This window comes from Stieleria mannarensis, from assembly GCF_014154935.1.
Taxonomy (GTDB): domain Bacteria; phylum Planctomycetota; class Planctomycetia; order Pirellulales; family Pirellulaceae; genus Stieleria; species Stieleria mannarensis.
Window position 1 is genome coordinate 81,812 of record NZ_JACEHH010000009.1, and the last position, 21,525, is coordinate 103,336.

Consider the following 21,525-nt stretch of genomic DNA (forward strand, 5'->3'; position numbering starts at 1 on the left):
CAGGATGCTTGTCGGCCACTACCATAGGCTGCCGGTGATTCTTGGTAAATCACGGGGTTGCCCTCTCGCCGCCGACGGGGACAATCTGGTTTCGATCTCATTGCCCGGACCCCGCCGCAAACCCAATGTGGCGTGGTCCATCGCACTCCCCCCTGGCGCCGCTGCCTTGCCGAAAAAACGCATCCGAAAATATGCCGGACCGGTGCTCGCGATTGCGTTGTTCGCTTTGGCGGTGCGGTTGCTGATCCGCGAAGCACACCAGATCACATGGGACGAATTTGTTCGCGGACTGACCGGCGTGCCCGCCAGCCAGATCGCCATCGCGGCGTTCTTGATCGCATTGAACTATGGCTTGCTGATCGCCTATGACATCCTGGCGCTGCGTTATGTCGCACGCTCCTTGCCGTTGCGGCGTGTCGCATTGGTCTCGATCGCCGGTTTCTCGCTGGGCAACAACTTGGGCACCCTGTTGGCGGCGGCACCGATTCGGTTTCGGTTTTATTCCCAATGGGGACTTTCGCCGGGGCAAATCGTCGCGTTGATTTCCGTCGTGGGGCTGACGTTTTGGAGCGGCTGGTGGTTTCTCGGCGGGATGGTGCTGATTTGGGTGCCGATCCAGTTGCCCCCCGACGTTTCGCTGCCCGTCGGCACGCAAACCTTCGGCATCGTGCTGATCTCGCTGGCCATCCTCTATTCGCTGGTCTGCTTTTTGTGGCGTAAACCCTGGCCGATCGGCGAACTGCACCTGCGTCCCCCGCGGCCGGGATTGATGTTCGTCCAGGCGTCGGTAGCGGCGGTGGACCTGCTGATTTCCGCGACGGCGTTGTACCTGGTTCTTCCCGGCGATTCGGTGGTCCCGTTCGCACAAGTCTTGGCCGCCTATCTGGTCGCGATCGGTGTTGCGATGATGACCCAGGTCCCCGGCGGCCTGGGCGTGCTGGAAGTCATCCTGCTGACGCTGCTGAAAGGAACCGTCGGCGACACCGTCCTGGCGTCGGTCTTGATCTTCCGCGTGCTGTACTATTGGCTGCCGTTGTTGGCCGGCATGATCGCTCTGGTCGGTTACGAAATCGCCAGCGGTGCAGCAGCGGCCAAACAGGCATCCGGCATCGCGGTCGCTTCGGCGAGCCCGATCGACCCTGCGCAACCCGTCGGCATTACAGCGACGACCGAGGGACAAGCCTCGGTGGATCGAGCCGCCCCCGCCGGGGAGGAGATCTTGCTGCCGGAGTTCCAAGACGACCAAGTGCCGAGCGAAGATTGAGACCCGATCGGCTATAGTAGAGGGACGCCCTCCATCCCACCCCCTGCCGTCGATCATGCCTGTTACGATCAAACGCCTTTCCACCGTGTCGTTGATGCGGCTCGTCCTTGCGTTGTCACCGGTCGCCGCCATTTCGGCTGTCGGCACACTCACCGCCGCCGACTCCCAAACGGCCCCAACGCCCGATTCCGCTGGCCCGGATTTCAATCGGGACGTTCGCCCGATCCTGGCCAAGCACTGCTTCACCTGCCACGGGCCGGACGAAGACGCACGCGAAGCGGGTTTACGCTTGGACACCCAATCGGGTTCACGCCAGGATTTGGGGGGCTACCAAGCGGTGATACCCGGCGATGCCGACGAGAGCGAATTGTTCCTCCGGGTGACCAGTGACGACGAGGATCTGCGGATGCCGCCGGCCGACGGACATCCGCCGCTGAGCAACAGTGACATCGCAACCCTGCGCCGCTGGATCGATTCGGGCGGCCAATACAAAGCCCACTGGGCGTTCCGAGCCGCGACCGAACCGCCGCTGCCGACCGTCGAGAACCCGGATTGGTGTCGTGGCGTGATCGACCGATTTGTGCTGCACCGAATGGAACAGCACGGGCTATCCCCCGGCGGCGACGCCGAACCCGTCGCGTTGATCCGCCGCGTCTACATGGACTTGCTGGGCACCACGCCCACGCCCGACGAGGTCCGGCGGTTTGTGTCCGACACACGCCCCGACGCTTATGAGGCCTTGGTCGACCGGTTGCTGGCCGCCCCGGAATACGGCGAACGATTTGCCCGCCCGTGGTTGGACTTGGCCCGATACAGCGACACCAACGGCTATGAAAAAGACCGCCCCCGCACGATTTGGCCGTATCGAGATTGGGTGATCGATGCGATCAACGCCGACAAACCGTTCGACCAGTTCTCGATCGAACAACTGGCCGGCGACATGCTTCCCGACGCCACCCGCGCTCAACGCATCGCCACGGGATTTCATCGCAACACGATGCTTAACGAAGAAGGCGGCATCGACCCGCTGGAATACCGTTTCTATGCCATGGTCGATCGCGTCGCGACGACCGGCACCGTTTGGATGGGATTGACGACGGGCTGTGCCCAATGCCACACACACAAGTACGATCCGCTGACGCACACGGATTACTACGCGATGATGGCGTTGATGGACAATGCCGATGAACCAGAACTCAACGCGGATCCCCAAGCGGTGATCGAGCAGCGTGAATCGCTGCGACGACGGATCGAGAAACGGGAGCAAGAGATTGTTGACGGCGTGCTGCTTTCCGACGACGCCGACCCGGACTTGCGGGGAGCGTTGGAAACGTGGCAGACCGAACGCGGAAACCAAGTTTCCAATTGGACGACGGTTGCTCCCGATCAGTTGGAATCAACCATGCCCACGTTGGCCGTGCTCGATGATGGGTCCGTGCTGGCTTCGGGCGATGCGACCAAACGCGATGTGTACACGTTGACGATGCCGGCGATCGACGCGGACCAACCCGTCACGGCGATCCGAATCGAGGCGCTCGCGCATCCGACGTTGCCCGCCAAAGGTCCGGGGCTGGCGTTTTACGAAGGCCGGCGCGGTGATTTCTTTTTGAGCGAACTGGACGTGTCGGTCGGTGAAACCCCGGTCACGATCGCCGCCGGCACCACCTCGGTACCGAACGCCAAACCGGGTAACGGAAAAACCTATCCCGGCAACATCTTTGACGGCGATGGATCTACCGGCTGGTCGATCCCCGGCGATGCCGGTCAAACCCAGCGTCTGGTCATCCCACTCGATCCGCCGACACGACTGAACCAGGCGTGGACGTTGGAGATGTTGTTCGAGCGACATTACGTCGCCGGCTTGGGACACTTCCGCATCGATGTGACGACCGATGCCAATCCCCAGGCGATGCAGATTTCCAGCGACTTGCAACGCGAGTTGGTTCAATCCAAATCCTCCGGCGCGAAATCGCCGCGGCTGAAGCGTGCCCTGGCCCTGGAATTTTTGCGCGACGCGCCGGAAATGGCCAAGCACCGCAAGCCCATCGAAGCCTTGCGCAAGCAGATCCCCGACGACATTCGGACGTTGGTGATGCAGGAACGCCCGGCCACCAATCCACGCGTCACCCGGCGTCACCACCGCGGCGAATACCTGCAGCCGAAGGAAGTGGTCGAAGGGGCCGTGCCGGAGTTTCTCGCGACCGGTGCGGACGACGCCCCGTCCGATCGGCTGGAATTGGCGCGGTGGTTGGTCAGCGATGCGAACCCGCTGGTCGGACGGGTGACGGCGAACCGCGCGTGGCGTGAATTTTTCGGCACCGGCATCGTGCGGACCGCGGGCGATTTTGGCACACAAAGCGAATCGCCCTCACACCCCGACCTGATCGACTATCTGGACGCCCGCCTGCGAGACACTTCGGCAATTGGTGATCGTTGGTCGATCAAACGATTGCACCGCGAAATCGTGCTTTCGTCGACCTATCGCCAAGCGATCGGGACACCGCCGGAAACAGACCCCGGCAATCGGCTGCTGTCCGTGTTTCCCTATCGCCGCTATGACGCCGAACGGATCCGCGACGCGTTCCTGTCCGCTTCGGGCTTGTTATGTCGACAGATCGGCGGCCCCAGCGTGTACCCGCCCCAGCCGTTGGCCGTCGTTCAACTGGCCTATGGAAACACGGCCTGGCCGACGTCGACCGGCGCCGACCGATTCCGCCGCTCACTGTACACGTACAGCAAACGCACCGCGCCGTTCGCCGCGATGACGACCTTTGACGCGCCCTCGGGCGAACTTTGCATCGCCAGACGTGATTCCAGCACGACGCCGCTGCAAGCGTTGACGCTGCTGAACGACGAAATGTACTTGGAAATTGCCGCCGGGCTGGCCGAACAAGCCGTCCGCGATGCCACCGAGCATGATGCCAATCCCACGCCGCGGGCGATCGCCACGCAACTGTTCCGCCGCGTCCTGGTCCGTTCGCCCAGCGACGGAGAACTGGACGCGATCTTGGCGTTCTACCGCAGCCAAACCGAACACGATCAACCTTGGATGCTGGTCGCCCGGGCGTTGATGAATACCGACGAAGCAATCACCACACCATGAATTTGAAAGAAGTCACGCGTCGACAATTGTTTGCCGCCTGTGGAATCGGGCTGGGCAAGATCTCGCTGGCATCGCTGCTGGCCGACGACACCGCTGCCGCATCCCCCATCGCGTCCGGCAGTGCATCCGGCAGTGCAACGTCGCTGAACGGCGGCTTGCACCATCGAGCGAAGATCAAACGGGTGATTTACCTGTTCATGGCCGGCGCCCCCAGCCAATTGGACTTGTTCGATCACAAGCCCAAGCTGGTCGAACTGGAAGGCAAACCGATCCCGCCGTCGGTGATCGCCGGCCAGCGTTACGCGTTCATCCAACCAGGCGCAGCCGTCTTGTCGCCGCGTTTCAAGTTCAACCGTTACGGCCAGTCGGGGGCGGAGATCGCCGAGCCGCTGCCGCATCTGGCCGAGATCGCCGACGATGTCGCGCTGATTCGCAGCGTTCACACCGACCAGTTCAACCACGCGCCGGCACAGATCTTCGTCAACACCGGCAGCCCGATCCCCGGACGCCCCGCGATGGGATCGTGGCTGACGTACGGCCTGGGCAGCGAGGCGGATGACCTGCCCGGTTTTGTGGTGCTGAAAAGCGGCGGCAACCTGTCCGGCGGCGCGGCGATGTGGAGCAACGGATTCCTGCCCGGCCAACACCAGGGCGTCCCATTTCGCACCAGCGGCGACCCGATCTTGCACGTCGCCAACCCGCCGGGAATCAGCCGACAAACCCAACGGGCGACGTTGGACCTGCTGACCGACCTGAACCGCCGCCGCGAAGCATCACTGGCCGTCGATGGAATCAATTCGCGGATCGAGTCCTACGAGATGGCGTACCGGATGCAGACGCGGGCGCCGGAGCTGATGGATTTCTCCGGCGAATCGGACGAGACGCTTTCGATGTACGGCACCCAACGCGACGACGCCGGATCGTTTGCCAAGAACTGCTTGCTCGCCCGGCGACTGGCCGAGCGGGGCGTTCGTTTTATCCAGCTGTACCACAGCGGTTGGGACCACCACAGCAACGTCGAAGGCGGGCTGAAAGCTCAGTGCAGAGCCACCGACCAAGGCTGCGCGGCACTGGTGAAGGATCTCAAGCAACGCGGCATGCTGGACGAGACACTGGTGGTCTGGGGTGGCGAGTTCGGCCGCACACCGATGGTCGAAGCCAGCGCGGCACTCGGGCGTTCACTCGGCCGCGATCATCACCCCCAAGCCTTCACGATGTGGATGGCCGGTGGCGGCGTGCGCGCCGGGCAAACGATCGGCAAGACCGACGACCTGGGATTCCACCCCGTCGAGGATGCGGTTCACGTCCACGACATCCAAGCGACGATCCTGCATCAACTGGGCATCGACCACGAACGGTTGACGTTCACCTTTGCCGGCCGACCGTTCCGATTGACCGACGTTCACGGCCACGTGATCGAAAAACTGGTGGGCTGAGCAAACCAATGACAGGCCCCTCCTTTGCAGGGCCTGCGGCTTTTTAACCGCGGACTTTACAGGCGTTTACGAATTCACCCTCCCTTCCAGGGAGGGTGAATTCTTGATTTGGTGCTCGTGCCCCTCGCTGCGCTCGACGATCTTTGCCCAAGGGTGAGTCTTGGTCCCGCATCACACCACAAAAAAACCCGATGCTGCAGTGATGCAGCACCGGGCTTGAACCTTCTAACTCGTGATTGCCGAGCTTAGATGTTGGTGTCGGCATCCGGAGTCGGAGCCGGCGGTGCGTCGCTTGCACTTGCTTCGGGTGCTGCCGGAGCAGCTTCGGCTGCGGGAGCAGCTTCGACAACGACGCCGCCATCACAGGCTGCACAAGGTGCAGCCGAAACGACTGCCCCGCCGCATCCGCCGCACGGAGCCGGTGTGGGAGCACCACAGCAAGGCGCCGGTGCCGGTTCGCAGCAAGGTGCCGGTGCGGGTTCGCAGCAAGGTGCCGGTGCGGGTTCGCAGCAAGGAGCCGGTGCCGGTTCGCAGCAAGGTGCCGGTGCCGGTTCGCAGCAAACTGGCTCGGGAGCACAGCAGCTCTTACGGGCCTTCAACTTTGCACACAGACGTGCGAACAACTTCGGACGGCTTCGGCCACCGCAAGTCGGCTCGGGTGCACAGCAAGACGGTGCGGGTTCGCAGCAGACAGGTTCCGGTGCGCAGTAGACGGGCTCCGGAGCACAGCAGTCGTTGCTTGCGTGCAGCTTGGCGAACAGTCCGCCGCCACATGCTTTCTTTGCATGCAGCTTCGAGAACAATCCACCACCACAGTTGCCAGCGTAAGCCGACGATTCATTCATGGCGAGAGCCGCACCCACCAAAAGTGCAAACGCGGCGATCCCGCTGACCACATTCCGATTCATTGTTTTCTCCCAAGTGTTTCGGAGTTTCTGGTGCGATCCTCTACGCACACTTTGTCAAATCAGAAGCCATCTCCAGGCTCCCCCGTTGGTTCCAGCATCGGTGACCATCACCGAAACTTCCGAACACGCAAAATAGGTGCTTTACGGAATGTTTGCGGACCACGTGATTTCGACGATAAAGTAACTTTGGCCAGAGGCGTGTCAATCGCACCAACGCCTGAAACGAGACAGAAATTCTTGGGCTGAGTTCGTGCAACAAGATCGTTCCGATTTTCGGCCCGGCGGCGTGTCAATCGCGGAAAACCAAGCAAAAACCAATATATCTTTCGCTTAATCGCGACCTACGGAGCCCACACGGGCCACCCTTAAGGGTGGCCGGTAGGGCAGTTTGTCACGGGCTGGTTTTGGAGAAAGTGGGCAAATAATTGCAAGAAAAGATTGCCTATTTTTCCAAAAACGAGCGGATCTGGATCCGGTTTTGCGCGTCGGACCGGTCTGATTAGCGTTGGACCGAGCCTTCGGGGCCTTCCAGTGCGGCCAGCCGTGCGGCCATTTCGTCACCATTTTCGAAGTCGAACTCCATCGGCTCCAGCCCTTCGCCTTGATCGATGGCAAACCCGCTGACGCGCCAGCCCTCGGATTCTTTGCGAAGCGTCCAAACGACTTCGTATTGGAAGTTTTGCCCCGTTTCGCTCGGTTCGACCAGGTAGGTGTGTACCCAAACGGCATCGTCCTGGTCTGGCACCGGGAACGACTGACGCACCTCGAACACCGTGTCCGGCGAGCCGGGAAACTCGAACGGACGACCGATCCGAGTCAGTTCTTGCTGGGCAAGTTTGGTCAGCAACTCGTTGGAACTCGTTTCCTGGCCACCGCGACGGACGCGATCAAGAAACAGGCTGACGACCTCGGTCGGCTGCAATCGCCCCGAATCGTTGGGATCGCCCGTGGAGGAACCTGGGGGCTGGGCCCCCGGTGTTTGGGCAACCGACGTCTGGGCCACGCTGTCACTGTCGCTTTGGCTTCCGCAGCCGGTCAGCGAACAGGCGACGGCCAGCACCGCCAAGAACCGCAACGATTGGACGAACAGACCGTGATCGCAGCTCGAGTCACTTCGGCGCCAGGTTTGGAGGCTTTCGCAGAAGGCCGAGGGGGTCGAAACGCGTATTTTCAATTCGGTCGGGTTTGAGGCTTCCATAGCGTGGTTCTACAATCCAATAAAAATCAGGGGTTCTTGCCAGGTTCGACGTGTCGAGGTGGTCGGGGATCGGGGCGGCGTCCCGAAACACTGTTTTGCGGACCGTCCTGCGGAGCACCGAGAGAAACCTCCGTTACCACCCGTCGTTCCAACGCGTCAAGCTCGAATTGAGTCATGATCGGCTCGGCTATCGCTGGGAAAGACTTTCACGCAAAATGCAGCACCCGGCGAACCTCCCTTCCCACGCAAACGCAAACAATCCATGGCCAATAGCGAAACTGTGATCCAAGTCGACTCCCAACGCATCGACTTGAAGAACCGATCACTCGCGGCTCTGCTCGCTTGGCTGCTTCCCGGTGCGGGGCACTTTTACCAGGGCCGGCACACCAAGGGCAGTTTGTACTTGGTGTGCATCCTGACGACCTGGATGTTGGGATTCGCGCTCGGCGGTGGGCACGTGGTCTATGCGTCCTGGCAACCCGGCGACCGTCGCTGGCACTACATTTTGCAAGCCGGTGTGGGGGCGGCCGCGTTGCCGGCGCTGATCCAAGGCAACCACATGCGGAAGCATACGAACAAGGGGATCACTTCAAAGTCATACGAACCGCGTTGGGGCGGTTTCATGGCGCCGCCCCACCGGCCCGTCATCGAAGACAACACGGACGAGGTATCCGCCTGGTATGCGACCTACGGCGCGGGGTATGAAATGGGCACCTGGTACACCATGATCGCGGGGCTGCTGAACATCCTGGTGATTTACGACGCCTACGCCGGTCCGCTGGCGGTGCCGATCAGCGGACGGAAAAAGAAAGACGACGATTCGGACGACAACGACGACGACAACAATGCGTCCGAGTCGGCGGCCACGGGCGAAACGAACCCGGAGGTCAACCAATGATTTCGATTTCCCCGACCTACCTGATGTACTATATCCCGTTGATCATCTCGATCTCCTTGGTCTTCGGGGCGACACGCCACGAAGACACGCAAACGATCCTCAAGCATGCCTTTTACACCGCACGTTGGATCACCGGTTTCATGGCGATCATTTTCGTCATCCTCTTGCTGATTAACTGGATGGTTTAGTGCGCGTATTGACGTTGGGTGCGGGAACGGTCGGACACTGGATCGCCGACATGCTGTGTCGTCGCCGGCATGACGTGACCGTCATTGACATCGATCCAGAACGTGTCCGTCAGATCAACAGCGAGCTGGACGTCCGCGCGATCCAGGGCAGTGCGTCGCAAAGTACGATTCTGTTTCAAGCCGACGTTTGCAGCGCGGACATCTGCCTGGCCGTGACCGGGGACGACGAAGCCAACGTGGTTGCCGCCAGCATGGCCAAGGCCCTGGGCGCCCGTCGCTCGCTGGCCCGCGTCTACGCCCCGGCGTTCCGCGACGCGAGCACGTTCGATTACCAAAGCCATTTCGGAATCGACGCGCTGCTGAGCCTGGAACAGCTGAGCGCCTTTGAATTGGCCCGGGCGATCCGCAATCCCGATGCGATCCCGTTGGAACACTTCGCCCGCGGGCATTTGGAAGTCTATGAAACCGAAGTCGAAGCGAAATCGCAAGCGACCGACCAGCGACTGCGCGACTTGAAAATGCCCGGCTCGGTTCGAATCGGATCGATCGAACGCGAAGGCGACCTGTGGTTGGCCAGCGGCGAAGATGAATTGCATGTCGGAGACCGGGTCAGTTTGATCGGGATGCCGTCAGACGTGAATAAGAGCCGGGCGTTGTTCGCGACCTCGACCAAACGCAGCAAACGCCGCAGCGTGTTGATCGCCGGCGGCGGTGAAATCGGATTCCACATCGCCCGGGCGCTGCCCAGCAGCGATTACCGCATCACGTTGCTGGAATTCGACGAGGACCGCTGCGAACAACTGGCAAAATTGCTTCCCAACTGCACCGTCGTGCATGCCAACGCCAATCGACGCAGTGTGCTGGAAGACGAAGGCGGTGGGTCGGCGGATTACTTCGTCGCCTGCACCGGCAGTGACGAAAGCAACATCATGGCCTGTGTCGAGGCCCGCGAACTGGGATCGCGCCGCGTGATGGCGGTGGTCGGACGTCCCGATTACGCCAACGTGGTCGGCAAGCTGGGGATCGATCACGTCGTCAGCGAACGCGATGTCGGCGCCCGTCAAATCCTCGGGTTCCTCAACCAAGGCGCCGTGATCAGCCAGAGCCGACTGCCCAACGGCAAGATTGCGGTTTACGAACTGGAAATCGTCGAGGGGGCTCGTGTGACCGAAGGCACCCTGGCGGATCTGCCGCTGGCCGGGCGCTGTCTGATCACCGCGATCCAACGCGACAGCTATATCCGCATGCCGACCGCCAGCGATCAATTGCAACCCGGTGACATCGTCGTCGCACTGGTCGACCAGCAACACATCACCGACTGCCTGGCGCTTTTCAACCGCTGATCTTGCAACTGCTGATCGTTCAACTGCTGATCGGCGGTCAATCGTAGCTACCTTCTAGTGGACTCCGTTTTTATGTCGCTCGACACGCTTTCGGTTTGCGCCGATGTCGGTGGAACGTTTACGGATTGTTTGGCCGTGTGGACCGACCCCTCGGGAACCTCTCATTCCGGTTGCATCAAAGTGCTTTCGACCGGGCTGATCCGATGCCGCGTTGTCGACGCGCCGGATCGCGCGACGCTCCGGATCCAGATCCCCGACGAACTTCTGGGCGGACTGTCCGGCCGTCGATTGCCCGACCATTTCTTTCGCTCGGCCAAACTTGAATGGCTGGTCGAAGGCATCAATCACTACGTCGGCCAAATCGCCGGCTACGACACAGACAGGTCCACGATCTCACTGGTTGACATCGATGCCGACGTCGCCGGGCAACTCACCGCCGGTGCCATCGTGGAGATCGATTGCCGGCGTGAAGCCCCGGTGCTGGCGACGCATCTGTTGACCGGCATTCCGATCGACGCACCGATGCCGCCGATGACCGCGCGGATCGGAACCACACGCGGCACCAACGCCTTGTTGACTCGGTCCGGGGCGACGGCCGGATTGGTGGTCACCCACGGCTTCGGCGATGTGCTGCGGATCGGCGAACAAGACCGTCCGGAACTGTTCGACCTGGCGCTGGCCAAATCACCTCCGCTGGCCGAAAGCACGCTCGAGATCCGAGCCCGGATGGATGCCGAGGGCCAAGAACAGGTCGCGATCGATGAAGCCGAAATCGAATTCGGCCTGCAAACCCTGCTCGATGCCGGCATCGAAACCTTGTCGATCTGTCTGATGCACGCGCACCTGAATCCCGCCCACGAGATCGCGGTGGAGCAGATCGCCAGACGCGTCGGGTTTGCCGAAATCAGCCGCAGCAGCGAAGTGGCGCCGCTGATCAAGCTGGTCTCGCGGGCCGAAACCACCACGCTGGACGCCTATTTGAATCCGATCCTGTCGGCCTATGTGGGCCGGGTGCGACGCCAGTTCGGTGGCCCATCGTGCCAATTGCAGTTGATGACCAGCGGCGGCAACCTGGTCGGCCACGACGAGTTCCGCGGCCGAGACAGTGTGCTTTCGGGGCCGGCCGGCGGCGTGGTCGGGCTGCGTCACGTCGCCCGGCAGCATCGCTGCGGGTTGGCGATCGGTTTGGACATGGGCGGGACCAGCACCGACGTCAGCCGTTTCGACGGACAGGTGGGGCGGCGCTACGAGACTCGCATCGCCGAGCTGCGGGTGATGACGCCGATGATGGACATTCACACGGTGGCCGCCGGCGGCGGATCGATCTGTGATTTCGTCGGCGGACGCTTGGTCGTCGGACCGACCAGCGCCGGTGCCGCTCCCGGACCGGCATGCTACGGCCGCGGCGGGCCGCTGACGGTGACCGACGCCAACCTGCTGTTGGGTCGACTGCGGGTCGACCGGTTTCCCTTCCCGCTGGTTCCGGCGGCCTCTCGCCAACGAATCGACCACGTCGCAAAGCGGATGCCGTCACCGCCGGAGAGCATCGAATCGCTGGCCGAAGGCTTCTTGGATATCGCGGTGACCCACATGGCCGAAGCGGTCCGCGCGATCACCACCGCTCGCGGAGTCGACGTCCGCGATCACGCCCTGGTCGGCTTCGGCGGTGCGGCAGCCCAACTGATCTGTCGCGTCGCCGATGCGTTGGGAATCCGACAGATCGTGGATCATCCCCGAGCCAGCGTGCTGAGCGCCGTGGGCATGGGCGTCGCGTCGAGCGGACGCATCGAAACGGTTGGCATCTATCGCCGGCTTGACGATGTCCCCGCAGATGAGTTCCAAGCGTCGGCCGACCAGTTGACCCGCCAGACGATCGACTTGCTCCGTCATGATCAACACGGGGCGGTGACAACGCACCTGGAATGTGACTGCCGCTACGTCGGCACCGATTCATCGATCCCGCTGGTCGTTGATGATTCGCCCGAGACATTCTTGAAAGCCTTGGCCGAGCGGTTTCATCACGAACACCAAAACCGCTTCGGCTACCGCCGGGACGGCCATGGCATCGAACTGGTCTCGTTGCGCTGTGAAGCGACCGGCGATGTCTCCCCGGCGGACGGGCCTTGGCTGGAGGGGGCTTGGCTGGAGGGGGCTTGGCTGGAGGGGGCTCGGCTGGAGGGGGCTCGGCTGGAGGGGGCTCGGCTGGTCGACCGGTCCGATGACCCGGAGACGACCGAGGTGTTTCATCGCGGTCGCTGGCGCCCGTTCAAACTGCTCGATCGCGATCAACTGTCCGCCGGTGATGCAATCGAACCGGGCAGCATTGTCGTCAGTGACCAGTCGACCTTGATCGTCGAACCGAACTGGCAGGGTGTCGTGTGCGACGACGGAACGATCACGCTCTCGCCTGCCGAGACGGCCGCCGACTGTGAAATCATTCCCTCCGCCGCGGGTGAAAAGGGCGACGAAGCGGTGCAGATGGAAATCGTCGCCCGCCGGTTGCAGAGCATTGCCGACGCGATGGGCGAGGTGTTGCGCCGCACGGCGGTCAGCGTGAACGTCAAAGAGCGACTCGATTTCAGTTGTGCCGTATTCTGCGGCGACGGAACCCTGATCGCCAACGCGCCCCACGTGCCCGTGCATTTGGGTGCGATGGGACACACCGTTCGCGCGATCGCCAAGGCCTTTCCCGAGATGTCGCCCGGTGATTGCTACGTTTCCAACGATCCCTATGCCGGCGGGTCGCATTTGCCCGACGTCACCGTCGTGACGCCGGTCTTTTGTGAAACGGAGCATGATTCCCCGCCGTCGTTCTTTGTCGCCAGCCGCGCCCACCACGCCGAAATCGGCGGCAAGACTCCCGGGTCGATGCCACCGCTGGCACACTCGCTGGCCGAAGAAGGGGTTTTGATTCGCGGATTCGCACTCGTTCGAAACGGTGTCTCCCATGAAGACGAACTCGGCCAACTGCTTTCGACCGGACCGTTTCCCTCGCGCAATGTCGCTGAGAACCTGGCGGACCTTCACGCCCAGATCGCGGCGGGGCAGGAGGGGGCGCGGGCACTGAAACAGATGACCGCGGAACTGTCGCTGCCGCATGTCCAAAAAATGATGGATCGTTTGTTGGACGTCGCCGCGGACTCGGTCGTCCGCTGGATCGGCAGCTTGCCAACATCGGACATGCACTTCAAAGACAGGTTGGATGACGGGACCGTGATCGCGGTCCGGCTGGTTCGCCAAGGCGATCGGTTGGTCATCGATTTCGACGGCACCAGCGCTGTGCATCCCAACGGCTACAACGCGACACCGTCGATCGTCACTTCGGCCGTGCTGTATGTGATGCGTTGCTTTTGCGATTCGAATCTTCCGCTGTGTGACGGTGCCTTGCGCCCGATCGATTTACAATTGCCGTCGGGATTGTTGTCGCCGCCGCACTCGGCCGACCCGGCCGAGTGCCCCGCCGTGGTCGCAGGAAACGTGGAAACCAGCCAACGGATCGTCGACGTGCTGCTCGGCGCGATCGGTTCGACCGACCAGGACAGGCCGGTGTTTCGATCCGTTGCGGCCAGTCAGGGGACGATGAACAACGTCCTGATCGGCGATGCGTCGTTTGGTTATTACGAAACGATCGGCGGTGGCAGCGGCGCGACGGTCTTCGGCCCCGGTGCCGATGGCGTGCACACGCACATGACCAACACCCGGATCACCGATCCGGAGGTCTTGGAATCGCGACTGCCGATCCGATTGGTGGAGTTTTCGATCCGTCGCGGCAGCGGAGGCGTCGGCAAGCACCGCGGCGGCGATGGGCTGGTTCGCGAGTTTGAATTCCTGCGTCCCTTGACGGTTTCGTTGATCACCAGTCGCCGGACGACCGCGCCCTACGGTGTGTTTGGTGGCGGGGCCGGGTTGCCCGGTCGCAATCGCTTGATCCCGGCCGGCCAGCCTGCGGTCGATCTGCCCGCGGCAACGACGATCGAAGTCGGCCCCGGCGATCGTCTGCGGATCGAAACCCCGGGCGGAGGCGGTTGGGGTGAGCCGAAACCGTCACACCGCATTGATGCGCGATGACGACACCGTGTGTTCCTTTCCGTCTCACCAGTTTTCCTACCTCCAAAATCTTCCTACCTCTCCACCTGACACGCCGAAGGAGCGCAGGAGAGGGATGGCAGAATGATTCGAGGCAGAATGATGAAACGCCGTTGTCAACAAGTGCCAAGCGAGGGCCCAGTATGAAACCAGCTACTGGGGCGAACCCGCAGCGGCGGCGGCCTGACCGGTGGGGTGGCTTCCCGCCGCGTTGATCACCGGCCCGAGCGCCGAGGATGCGGTGATCGCGACGCAGTTGTTGCGTCCTTTGCGTTTCGCTTCGTACAGACTTTCGTCTGCTTTTTCGAACAGTGCGTTGAAGCTGTCGTGGCGTCCGCGGTCGACCCAGCAAACGCCCAAGCTGGTCGTCACACACAAGCTGTTGCCGCCGAAATCGACCTGCAACGTCTCGACCGCGTTCCTCAATCGTTCGGCGACTTTCAGCGTCGCATCGTAGTCACAGTTACCGACCAGCACGACGAATTCTTCGCCACCGAACCGATACACGCGATCGTACTGTCGGCAGTTCCGTTTCAAACAGGCGGCGACTTCGCGCAGGACGCTGTCCCCGGCCGCGTGCCCGTAGGTGTCATTAAAAATCTTGAAGTGATCGATGTCGGCGATGATCAGCCCGAACGACTGGCATTCGCGACGAAATTGGTTGGACAGCTGAAAGACTTCGGCGTCAAACGCGGAACGGTTTTTCAGTTGCGTCAGAGAGTCCAATAACGCCATTTGACGCAGTTCGTGCTGCTGCTCGGACATCTCGCGAATCGTGCGTTCCATGCTCAGCGAAATTCGGACCATCGATTCTTTGGCCCGCGCTTCCAGATCCTTGATCGAATCGAAAGCGATCGATTCGAATTTGAACAGTGACTCGTAGCCCTTCCATTCATTGATCATCGCATCGAACAACGTGTCAAACTGATCATCGTCGACGCCCAACAACTCGTTGGCGGACTTTCGAACGCCAAAGATCTCTCGCTCGGCCGGTTCGGCCGATAGCAGCAACTTGCCGACCCGTTGGCTGACAGAGAACAGTTTGGACGGCATGTCGGCGGAATCGGGATCGTAGTTTTCCAGCACCTGGATCATCGCTGGCGGAAAGTTCCATTTTTCCAGCAAACATGCGCCCACTTCATATCGGCCGGCACCGCAAATCTCACGCTCGACGTCGGTGCTCAGTTTGTCCAGCAATTCTTCGGGCTCGAAGCGGTCGGCCAATTCATCGGGATAGGCGCTGCCGATGCCCATGGCGCCGATGTTGAAGACCAATCCCAGCAAGAACGATTCATCCGCGTTCTGATGGGCACACTTGGCGATCAGTTTGGCGGCAATGGCGGTCGCCAGCGAGCGGCGCCAGAATTCTTGATAGGGAAACCCCACGTGCCCTTGGGTATCCATCACCGAGAAGGACAACGACAACAATCGAAGTGTTCTCATCCCGAGCAGCGGGATGGCTTGTTGGAGGCTGCCGACGGTTCGCGCCGAGGCGACGATCGGCGAATTGCAATAATCGATCAACTTGGCCGACAGTTTCGGATCGGCGCTGATCACTTTCGTGATGTCGGCAATCCTCGCATCGGGCTGGTTGACCAGATCAAGAAGTTTCGCAGCGATGGTGGGCGGCGACGGCATGTTCTCGCCGTTTACGATCTTCGCTATGTCTGGATTCATCGTGCTTCTAATTCTTTGGATCGCAAACGGTCGAGGATCTGGCTCGTCGCAATGCATTCGATTCCACCGGCCGCCTTGGGTTTTGCGGTTGACCGCACCACCGAGGGTGTCGAGAAACTGTGGGGCGCAATCGAGAGGGGGGAGTCGCCGGGTCGAGGCGAATGAGGGAAATCCGGCAACCCCGCGGTCTCGGCTGGCCACTCATCCTGTCCGACCGCACCCCTGAAGAGGGGACGCTCCGGTCGGCCGACCCCCACCCCGCGACCCTCTGGTCCTTTCCCGCAGCCCAATCTGCCGGTTGGTGTCGTTGCGGAAGCCGCCAAGGCTTTCGCCCCCCTGCGGCCTCGCCGCGCGAGTGCGAAACTCTTGGCGAGTTCCGCGCCCCGAATACCAAGGTGCGACGGACTAAGAGACGATCTCCTCGGTTTCGATCGCGACATCGCCCAGATCCTCGCGCAGCGCCTCGGCGATCGCTTCGACACCGCAGCCGACGCGCACGTAGAAATTCATTCGGGGGACAGGCCAATCGCGCGTTCCATCACGGACGATCGATTCGATGCTGGCTCCGGCGCGTTCGGAAAGCAATCGGCTAATCGCGTAGCGGGTGCCCTGGTTGGATTGCGGTGAATTGCAAGAAAACTTGATGCGTCCGTCCCCCAGATCGGTCAACGACGGACAGAGCGTTTCCAGGACCGGTTTCAAAATCTCTGCGGTTTGGTCGACCAACGGTTCACCCGGATTCTCCAGCCGCCTCTGAATCCGCCGTCGGACCTCGTCTTCCCAAGCCTCGTTGGACGCATCGGTGGCATCAAAGGTCAACACGTCGACAATCAGATGCCGCTCGCCGGCGATCAAGGACTCTCCGTCAGTCGCCCGGCCACTAGGGTCGGGGACTTCATACAGATCGGTCGAACGGATGGCGCATCCCATTTCGTAGAGCGCTCCGGCGACCCGCCAAAACAGGCCCGGGAAATCCCATGAATAAAGCGTCAATCGATAGAAGTCGCCGTCACGTTTCATCTCGACTTTCGGGCGTCCGGTTTGAACGACCGCGGTCAAGGCAAAGATGATGCGGTGGGCGCGTTGGGGATCGAGTGTTTCGGTGCCTTCGTACGTCTGGCGAAGCGTGTTGTCGACGTGTGGGCTGGCCAACAACCGGTGCGGCAACAACGCCCCGATCCGCTGGCCCGTCGGATCAAAGTAGTGGTTTTCAAATGGTCGACCGCCGACGCCCAATTCGCCGTGCAGCAGATTCTGCGTCAGATTCTGAATCTTTTGCCATTGCTCAGGCTCCAGCCGAATCCGCGGGACGCCCTCGGGATTGTGATAATCGAACGCCGCATAAGCAAACAGCGCGAGTGCTCGGATCGTGTCGGCCGAATCGCGAGAATGCAGTTGATCGATTTCGCGTCGCCAACTCTCTAGCACCTGAGGCCGGCTTCCCGCTTCCGCCCACTTGAGCAGTTCGCGTTTTTTAAGCAACAGAAACTCAATGGTCCGCAGCGTGGGTCCGGAAAGTCCGGGGACATCGCTCAAGTGCTCGCTGACGTAACGCCGAACACTGTCGCCGTAGGCCTGGGCGTCGTAGCCGGAGGGAGAGGAAGGAGGGCTGGTCGGGTACAGCGTTTGCGGAATCTCATCGGTCAGTAGCGCCAACCGCAGTGCCCCGCGGCCGGAATCCCCGATGTCTTGGTATTGCCGCAAAAAATACGCTTCGTCACTGGATGTGATTTCGGACCGTTTCAACGTATCCAGGTACTCCAAGCCCTGGATCCGCTGGACCGCTCGCGCCGCACGCGTCAGCGTCGCCGCACGGTGCCCCGGTTGATAGAGCTGGTGAAAGAGTTCGCCGAAGCCCGGCACCAGTTTTTCCAGGACTCCGAATTCGAACCAATCTTTGATCGCCGGGTACACCGGCCCCGGCGACACCATCAGCTTGATCAAGGCGGGATCGGGGCGCAACGATTCGGAAATGTTCTTGCGGGCGGCCCGTTTGACGGCGCGATCGATGGGCAACAGGAACCGCTGTTGGGCGTGATACAGACTGAAGAACATCTCGGTGGCGTCTTTGAACAACGCGTCGGCAGAAACCCGCAACCCGTCCGATCCCCAGACGACCAAGCCGTCGGTGTCGGGAACGACGACGCCGCGTTCGAGCAGTCGGTCCATCGTTTCATGACGATACGAATCGATCACGTCGCGGGCGTTGCGGAGTTGCGTCAAACCGCCGGCGCCGAAGCGATGCAAAAACGCCTCCATGTCGGCAACGTCCATGAACAGCGATGGGGGAAGTTTTTCGCCGCCGCCGTAGTCGGCCGCCTGAGCGGCGCGCCGCTGTTCGATCCAACAACGCGTCGAAAACAGCACGCCGACGGCTTCCAACACATTGGCCGACGGCGCACCTTCGCGATCAAAGCGACGCGTGCTGCGAACTTGCTGGTACACCTGCAGCGAAGGAATCCAGCGTTCAAAGGCATACAACCACATCGCCATTTGAAAGCCGCGCAATCCCCCCTTTCCGTTCTTGACGTGAAACCCGCCGATGTCGCCGGGCGACTGGGGATACAACTGATCGAACCGGCGGAAGTCCTGGTTGATGGCGAAAATGAAATCCAGCCCCAATTCGGCCGCCCGCCCGCGACACACCCGCCGAATCCGGTGATCCAATTCCGAATCGCCGACCAACAAATCGCTATCCAGCAGCGCGACCAACGACTTCAGGTCAAAATGCTCGCGGTCTTTCAGATCGGGAAAGGCGTTCGCTTTGACCACGCTTCGCAGTCCCGGAACACGGCGGGCGAACGATCGCAGCCGACTGGAAAGGTGCCGCAGGAAGTGCTGATTCTCTTCGATGTTTTCGACAATGATCCCGATGTCGACATCGGATCCCGGACAGATTTCCCGTCGACCGGTGCCTCCCAGACCATAAACCACGATCGATCCCCGCGGCGGTGCCTCGGCGATCATGCGTTCATAAAAACACTTCATCGCTTCGCGAATCACGCGGCCGCGATGATTGACCAAGGCCCAGCCGTCGGCCAATCCGGCCAGCCGGATCCGCTGATCACTTTGTTGCAGTCCCTCACGCAACGCCCTGACCCACCCCAAGCCTTGAAAGCCGTCGTTTTCGTTAGGGGGCGTATTCAATGGGTCACCTTCACGGGAGCATCGCCTGGTTCGCACTCGGGGCGTCGGTCCGCCGTCGGAGGGAGATTCTATCTGCAAGCCGCCTTTTCCACCATCGCGAACCCGGCGCTCAGCGATGCCGGTTAGAATCTGGTGCCGCCGCCGGAGCTTCGCACGCGAAACACCGACAACGCCCCCCTCCTTTTGAATCCCTCCCATGGAACTCGCCAACCTCTCTTGGCCCCAGGTCGATGCGCTCGACCGCGACACGCCGGTCATCATTCCCGTCGCCGCCCTGGAACAACACGGCCGCCACATGCCCGTCTTTACCGACAGCATGCTGCTGGGCGAAATCGTCCGCCGCGCCCACGCATCCTTCGGCGGCGACACGCTGCTGGCCCCGTTGATGTGGTTGGGCAATTCGCATCACCACATGGATTTTCCCGGCACACTCTCGGCCGACCCCCGCGTCTATCTGGACCTGCTGACCGGGCTGATGGACAACTTCATCCGTCACGGGTTCCGCCGGATCCTGATCTTGAACGGACACGGCGGCAACGATGTCCCGGCGCGACAGGTCGTGTTCGAATTGCGGCAGCGTTATCGCGACCGCAAGGACCTGTTGCTGTTGGCGGCAACCTATTGGCACCTGGCCGACCCGACGGACCGGTTGTCTGGGTTGCGGCAACATGAAATGGGGCACGCCTGTGAGTGGGAAACGTCGATGATCTTGGCGTTGACGCCGGAACTGGTCCACGAACACACCGCAGTTGACGCAGTCGAATTTGGCAATCCGTTCTTGCCGGCGTCGCGGGGTTGGACGATGAGCGACCGCTCCCGCCCCGGACATGTCGGTGACGCCGCGGCCGCGTCGGCTGAAAAAGGCGAACAACTACTGCAAGTCTTTGCCGACGGTGTCGTCGCTCTACTTGAACGTGTCACGAAATGGGACGGGCAATCCTGGGAGGGATGAAATCAATCGCATGCAAGACGCTGCCCCCAACGACGAAACAACACCAACGGTCAGCCGAACCCGAATCGGGCTGATCTGTGGTCTCCTGTTACTCGCCTCCGCACTCAATTACCTCGATCGCCAAACACTGGCCAGTGCATCGGCCCGCATCAAAGGCGAGTTTGATCTGGTCAATGAACAATACGGGGATATCGAAGCCGTCTTTGGCTACGGCTTTGTGCTCGGGTCGATCGTCTTCGGCATCCTGGCCGACATCGTGCCCGTCCGCTGGCTGTACCCCGTGGTCGTGATTTCATGGTCGACGGTGACCGCCGCGACGGCGCTGGCCACCGGTTATCAAGACCTGCTATGGCTGCGGTTGTTGTTGGGAATGTTCGAAGCGGGGCATTGGCCCTGTGGCGTCCGCGTCGTCCGCAGCCTGACGCGGGCCCGCGGCCGGACGATGGGCAACGGCTTGCTGCAAAGCGGGACGTCGATCGGAGCCGTGCTGGCGCCGTTGATCATGTTGGCGTTGTTGACCGATGACATCGGCAGCTGGCGACCGGCATTTGCGATCGTCGGCGGAATCGGAGTCTTTTGGGTGATCGCCTGGTTTTCGATCGCACGGTCGGCCGATCTGGCGGGCGACACGTTGCAACGCAAGCAGGCAACGCCCTGGCGCGTGCTGCTGCAACGCCGAATGATCGTGGTGCTGATCATCGTCTGTCTGATCAACACGACGTGGCAACTGTTTCGCGCCTGGCTGCACTTGTTTCTCGAAGAAGGCCGCGGCTACAGCGAAACGCAAACGCTGTTGTTCAATTCCACCTGGTTCGCCGCCACCGATGTCGGCTGTCTCGGTGTCGGTGCTGTCGTCCTGTGGTTGTGCTCCAAAGGACTATCGGCGACCCGTGCACGACAAACCATGTTCACCGTCTGTGCCGCGCTCTGCCTGACGATGTTGTCGTTGCCCTGGTTGCCCAAAGGCTGGATCCTGCTGGCCGTGCTGCTGTTTGGCGGCGCGGGCGCTCTGGGAATGTTCCCGCTGTACCACGCGTTCACACAAGATATCTCCGGCAAACACCAAGGCAAGATCACCGGGATCGCCGGGGTGACGGCGTGGTTCTTGGTCCCACCGACGCAGAAACTGTTCGGCCGACTCGTCGACGTGACTGGGGCCTACGACCTCGGGCTCGCCGCCGCGGCCTGCTTGCCCGCCCTGGCGGCCATCATTCTTTGGATTTTTTGGAGAGACCAACCCGATGAGACCTCACCCAGTGAAGCCTAAGCCAGTGCAGTCCAAACCAGTGCAGTCCAAACCAGTGCAGTCCAAACCAGTGCAGTCC

The 21,525-nt window shown here is 61.5% G+C and carries 13 protein-coding genes; 9 read left to right on the forward strand and 4 right to left on the reverse strand.

The window, feature by feature from the left end:
* The first annotated feature begins 4 nt into the window (after window positions 1–4).
* From H1B37_RS08305 to H1B37_RS08315, 3 genes are read left to right on the forward strand one after another with little or no spacing between them, the layout of a single operon-like run.
* Window positions 5–1,264 (forward strand): putative bifunctional lysylphosphatidylglycerol flippase/synthetase, encoded by a 1,260-nt coding sequence (locus H1B37_RS08305; RefSeq protein ID WP_286177529.1) that lies wholly within the window; start codon window positions 5–7, stop codon window positions 1,262–1,264.
* 55 nt (window positions 1,265–1,319) lie between these two features.
* A complete protein-coding gene (locus H1B37_RS08310) occupies window positions 1,320–4,367 on the forward strand; it encodes a PSD1 and planctomycete cytochrome C domain-containing protein (RefSeq protein WP_182866174.1) in 3,048 nt (1,015 codons plus the stop codon).
* The gene (locus tag H1B37_RS08315) at window positions 4,364–5,803 is read left to right on the forward strand and encodes a DUF1501 domain-containing protein (RefSeq protein WP_182866175.1); all 1,440 of its coding nucleotides are present in this window, start codon (window positions 4,364–4,366) and stop codon (window positions 5,801–5,803) included. The genes H1B37_RS08310 and H1B37_RS08315 overlap by 4 nt, the downstream gene beginning before the upstream one ends.
* A 360-nt stretch (window positions 5,804–6,163) precedes the next feature.
* On the opposite strand, the gene H1B37_RS08320 is transcribed toward H1B37_RS08315, so the two are convergent.
* Together H1B37_RS08320 and H1B37_RS08325 are read right to left on the reverse strand one after the other, a co-directional pair.
* On the reverse strand, window positions 6,164–6,364 hold the full coding sequence (locus H1B37_RS08320) for a hypothetical protein (protein WP_182866176.1): 201 nt from the start codon (window positions 6,362–6,364) through the stop codon (window positions 6,164–6,166).
* Window positions 6,365–7,210: 846 nt separating this feature from the next.
* Entirely contained in the window at window positions 7,211–7,909 is a 699-nt protein-coding gene (locus H1B37_RS08325; protein WP_182866177.1) for a hypothetical protein, read from the reverse strand.
* Between the two features lie 262 nt (window positions 7,910–8,171).
* Between H1B37_RS08325 and H1B37_RS08330 the strand changes: the two genes are divergently transcribed.
* The 4 genes from H1B37_RS08330 to H1B37_RS08345 all read left to right on the forward strand — a co-directional run bounded on the left by H1B37_RS08330 (window position 8,172) and on the right by H1B37_RS08345 (window position 14,406).
* On the forward strand, window positions 8,172–8,807 hold the full coding sequence (locus H1B37_RS08330) for a DUF6677 family protein (protein WP_182866178.1): 636 nt from the start codon (window positions 8,172–8,174) through the stop codon (window positions 8,805–8,807).
* Window positions 8,804–8,995 carry a hypothetical protein gene (locus tag H1B37_RS08335; RefSeq protein ID WP_147870234.1) on the forward strand — a complete coding sequence of 64 codons (192 nt, stop codon included), beginning with the start codon at window positions 8,804–8,806 and terminating at the stop codon, window positions 8,993–8,995. The genes H1B37_RS08330 and H1B37_RS08335 overlap by 4 nt, the downstream gene beginning before the upstream one ends.
* Window positions 8,995–10,338: a Trk system potassium transporter TrkA gene (trkA, locus tag H1B37_RS08340; RefSeq protein ID WP_182866179.1), complete on the forward strand. Its 1,344-nt coding sequence runs from the start codon at window positions 8,995–8,997 to the stop codon at window positions 10,336–10,338. The genes H1B37_RS08335 and trkA overlap by 1 nt, the downstream gene beginning before the upstream one ends.
* 72 nt (window positions 10,339–10,410) lie before the next feature.
* Window positions 10,411–14,406 (forward strand): hydantoinase B/oxoprolinase family protein, encoded by a 3,996-nt coding sequence (locus H1B37_RS08345; RefSeq protein WP_182866180.1) that lies wholly within the window; start codon window positions 10,411–10,413, stop codon window positions 14,404–14,406.
* Window positions 14,407–14,577: 171 nt separating this feature from the next.
* Here H1B37_RS08345 and H1B37_RS08350 read toward each other — a convergent pair whose 3' ends face one another.
* Together H1B37_RS08350 and H1B37_RS08355 are read right to left on the reverse strand one after the other, a co-directional pair.
* Window positions 14,578–16,101, reverse strand: coding sequence for a sensor domain-containing diguanylate cyclase (locus H1B37_RS08350; RefSeq protein ID WP_182866181.1), 1,524 nt, complete (start codon window positions 16,099–16,101; stop codon window positions 14,578–14,580).
* Between the two features lie 405 nt (window positions 16,102–16,506).
* On the reverse strand, window positions 16,507–19,248 hold the full coding sequence (locus H1B37_RS08355) for a hypothetical protein (RefSeq protein ID WP_182866182.1): 2,742 nt from the start codon (window positions 19,246–19,248) through the stop codon (window positions 16,507–16,509).
* Window positions 19,249–19,444: 196 nt separating this feature from the next.
* On the opposite strand from H1B37_RS08355, the gene H1B37_RS08360 reads away from it, so the two are divergent.
* The gene (locus tag H1B37_RS08360; protein WP_182866183.1) at window positions 19,445–20,200 is read left to right on the forward strand and encodes a creatininase family protein; all 756 of its coding nucleotides are present in this window, start codon (window positions 19,445–19,447) and stop codon (window positions 20,198–20,200) included.
* A 10-nt stretch (window positions 20,201–20,210) separates the two neighbouring features.
* A complete protein-coding gene (locus H1B37_RS08365) occupies window positions 20,211–21,467 on the forward strand; it encodes an MFS transporter (RefSeq protein ID WP_182866184.1) in 1,257 nt (418 codons plus the stop codon).
* The last annotated feature ends 58 nt before the right edge of the window (window positions 21,468–21,525 follow it).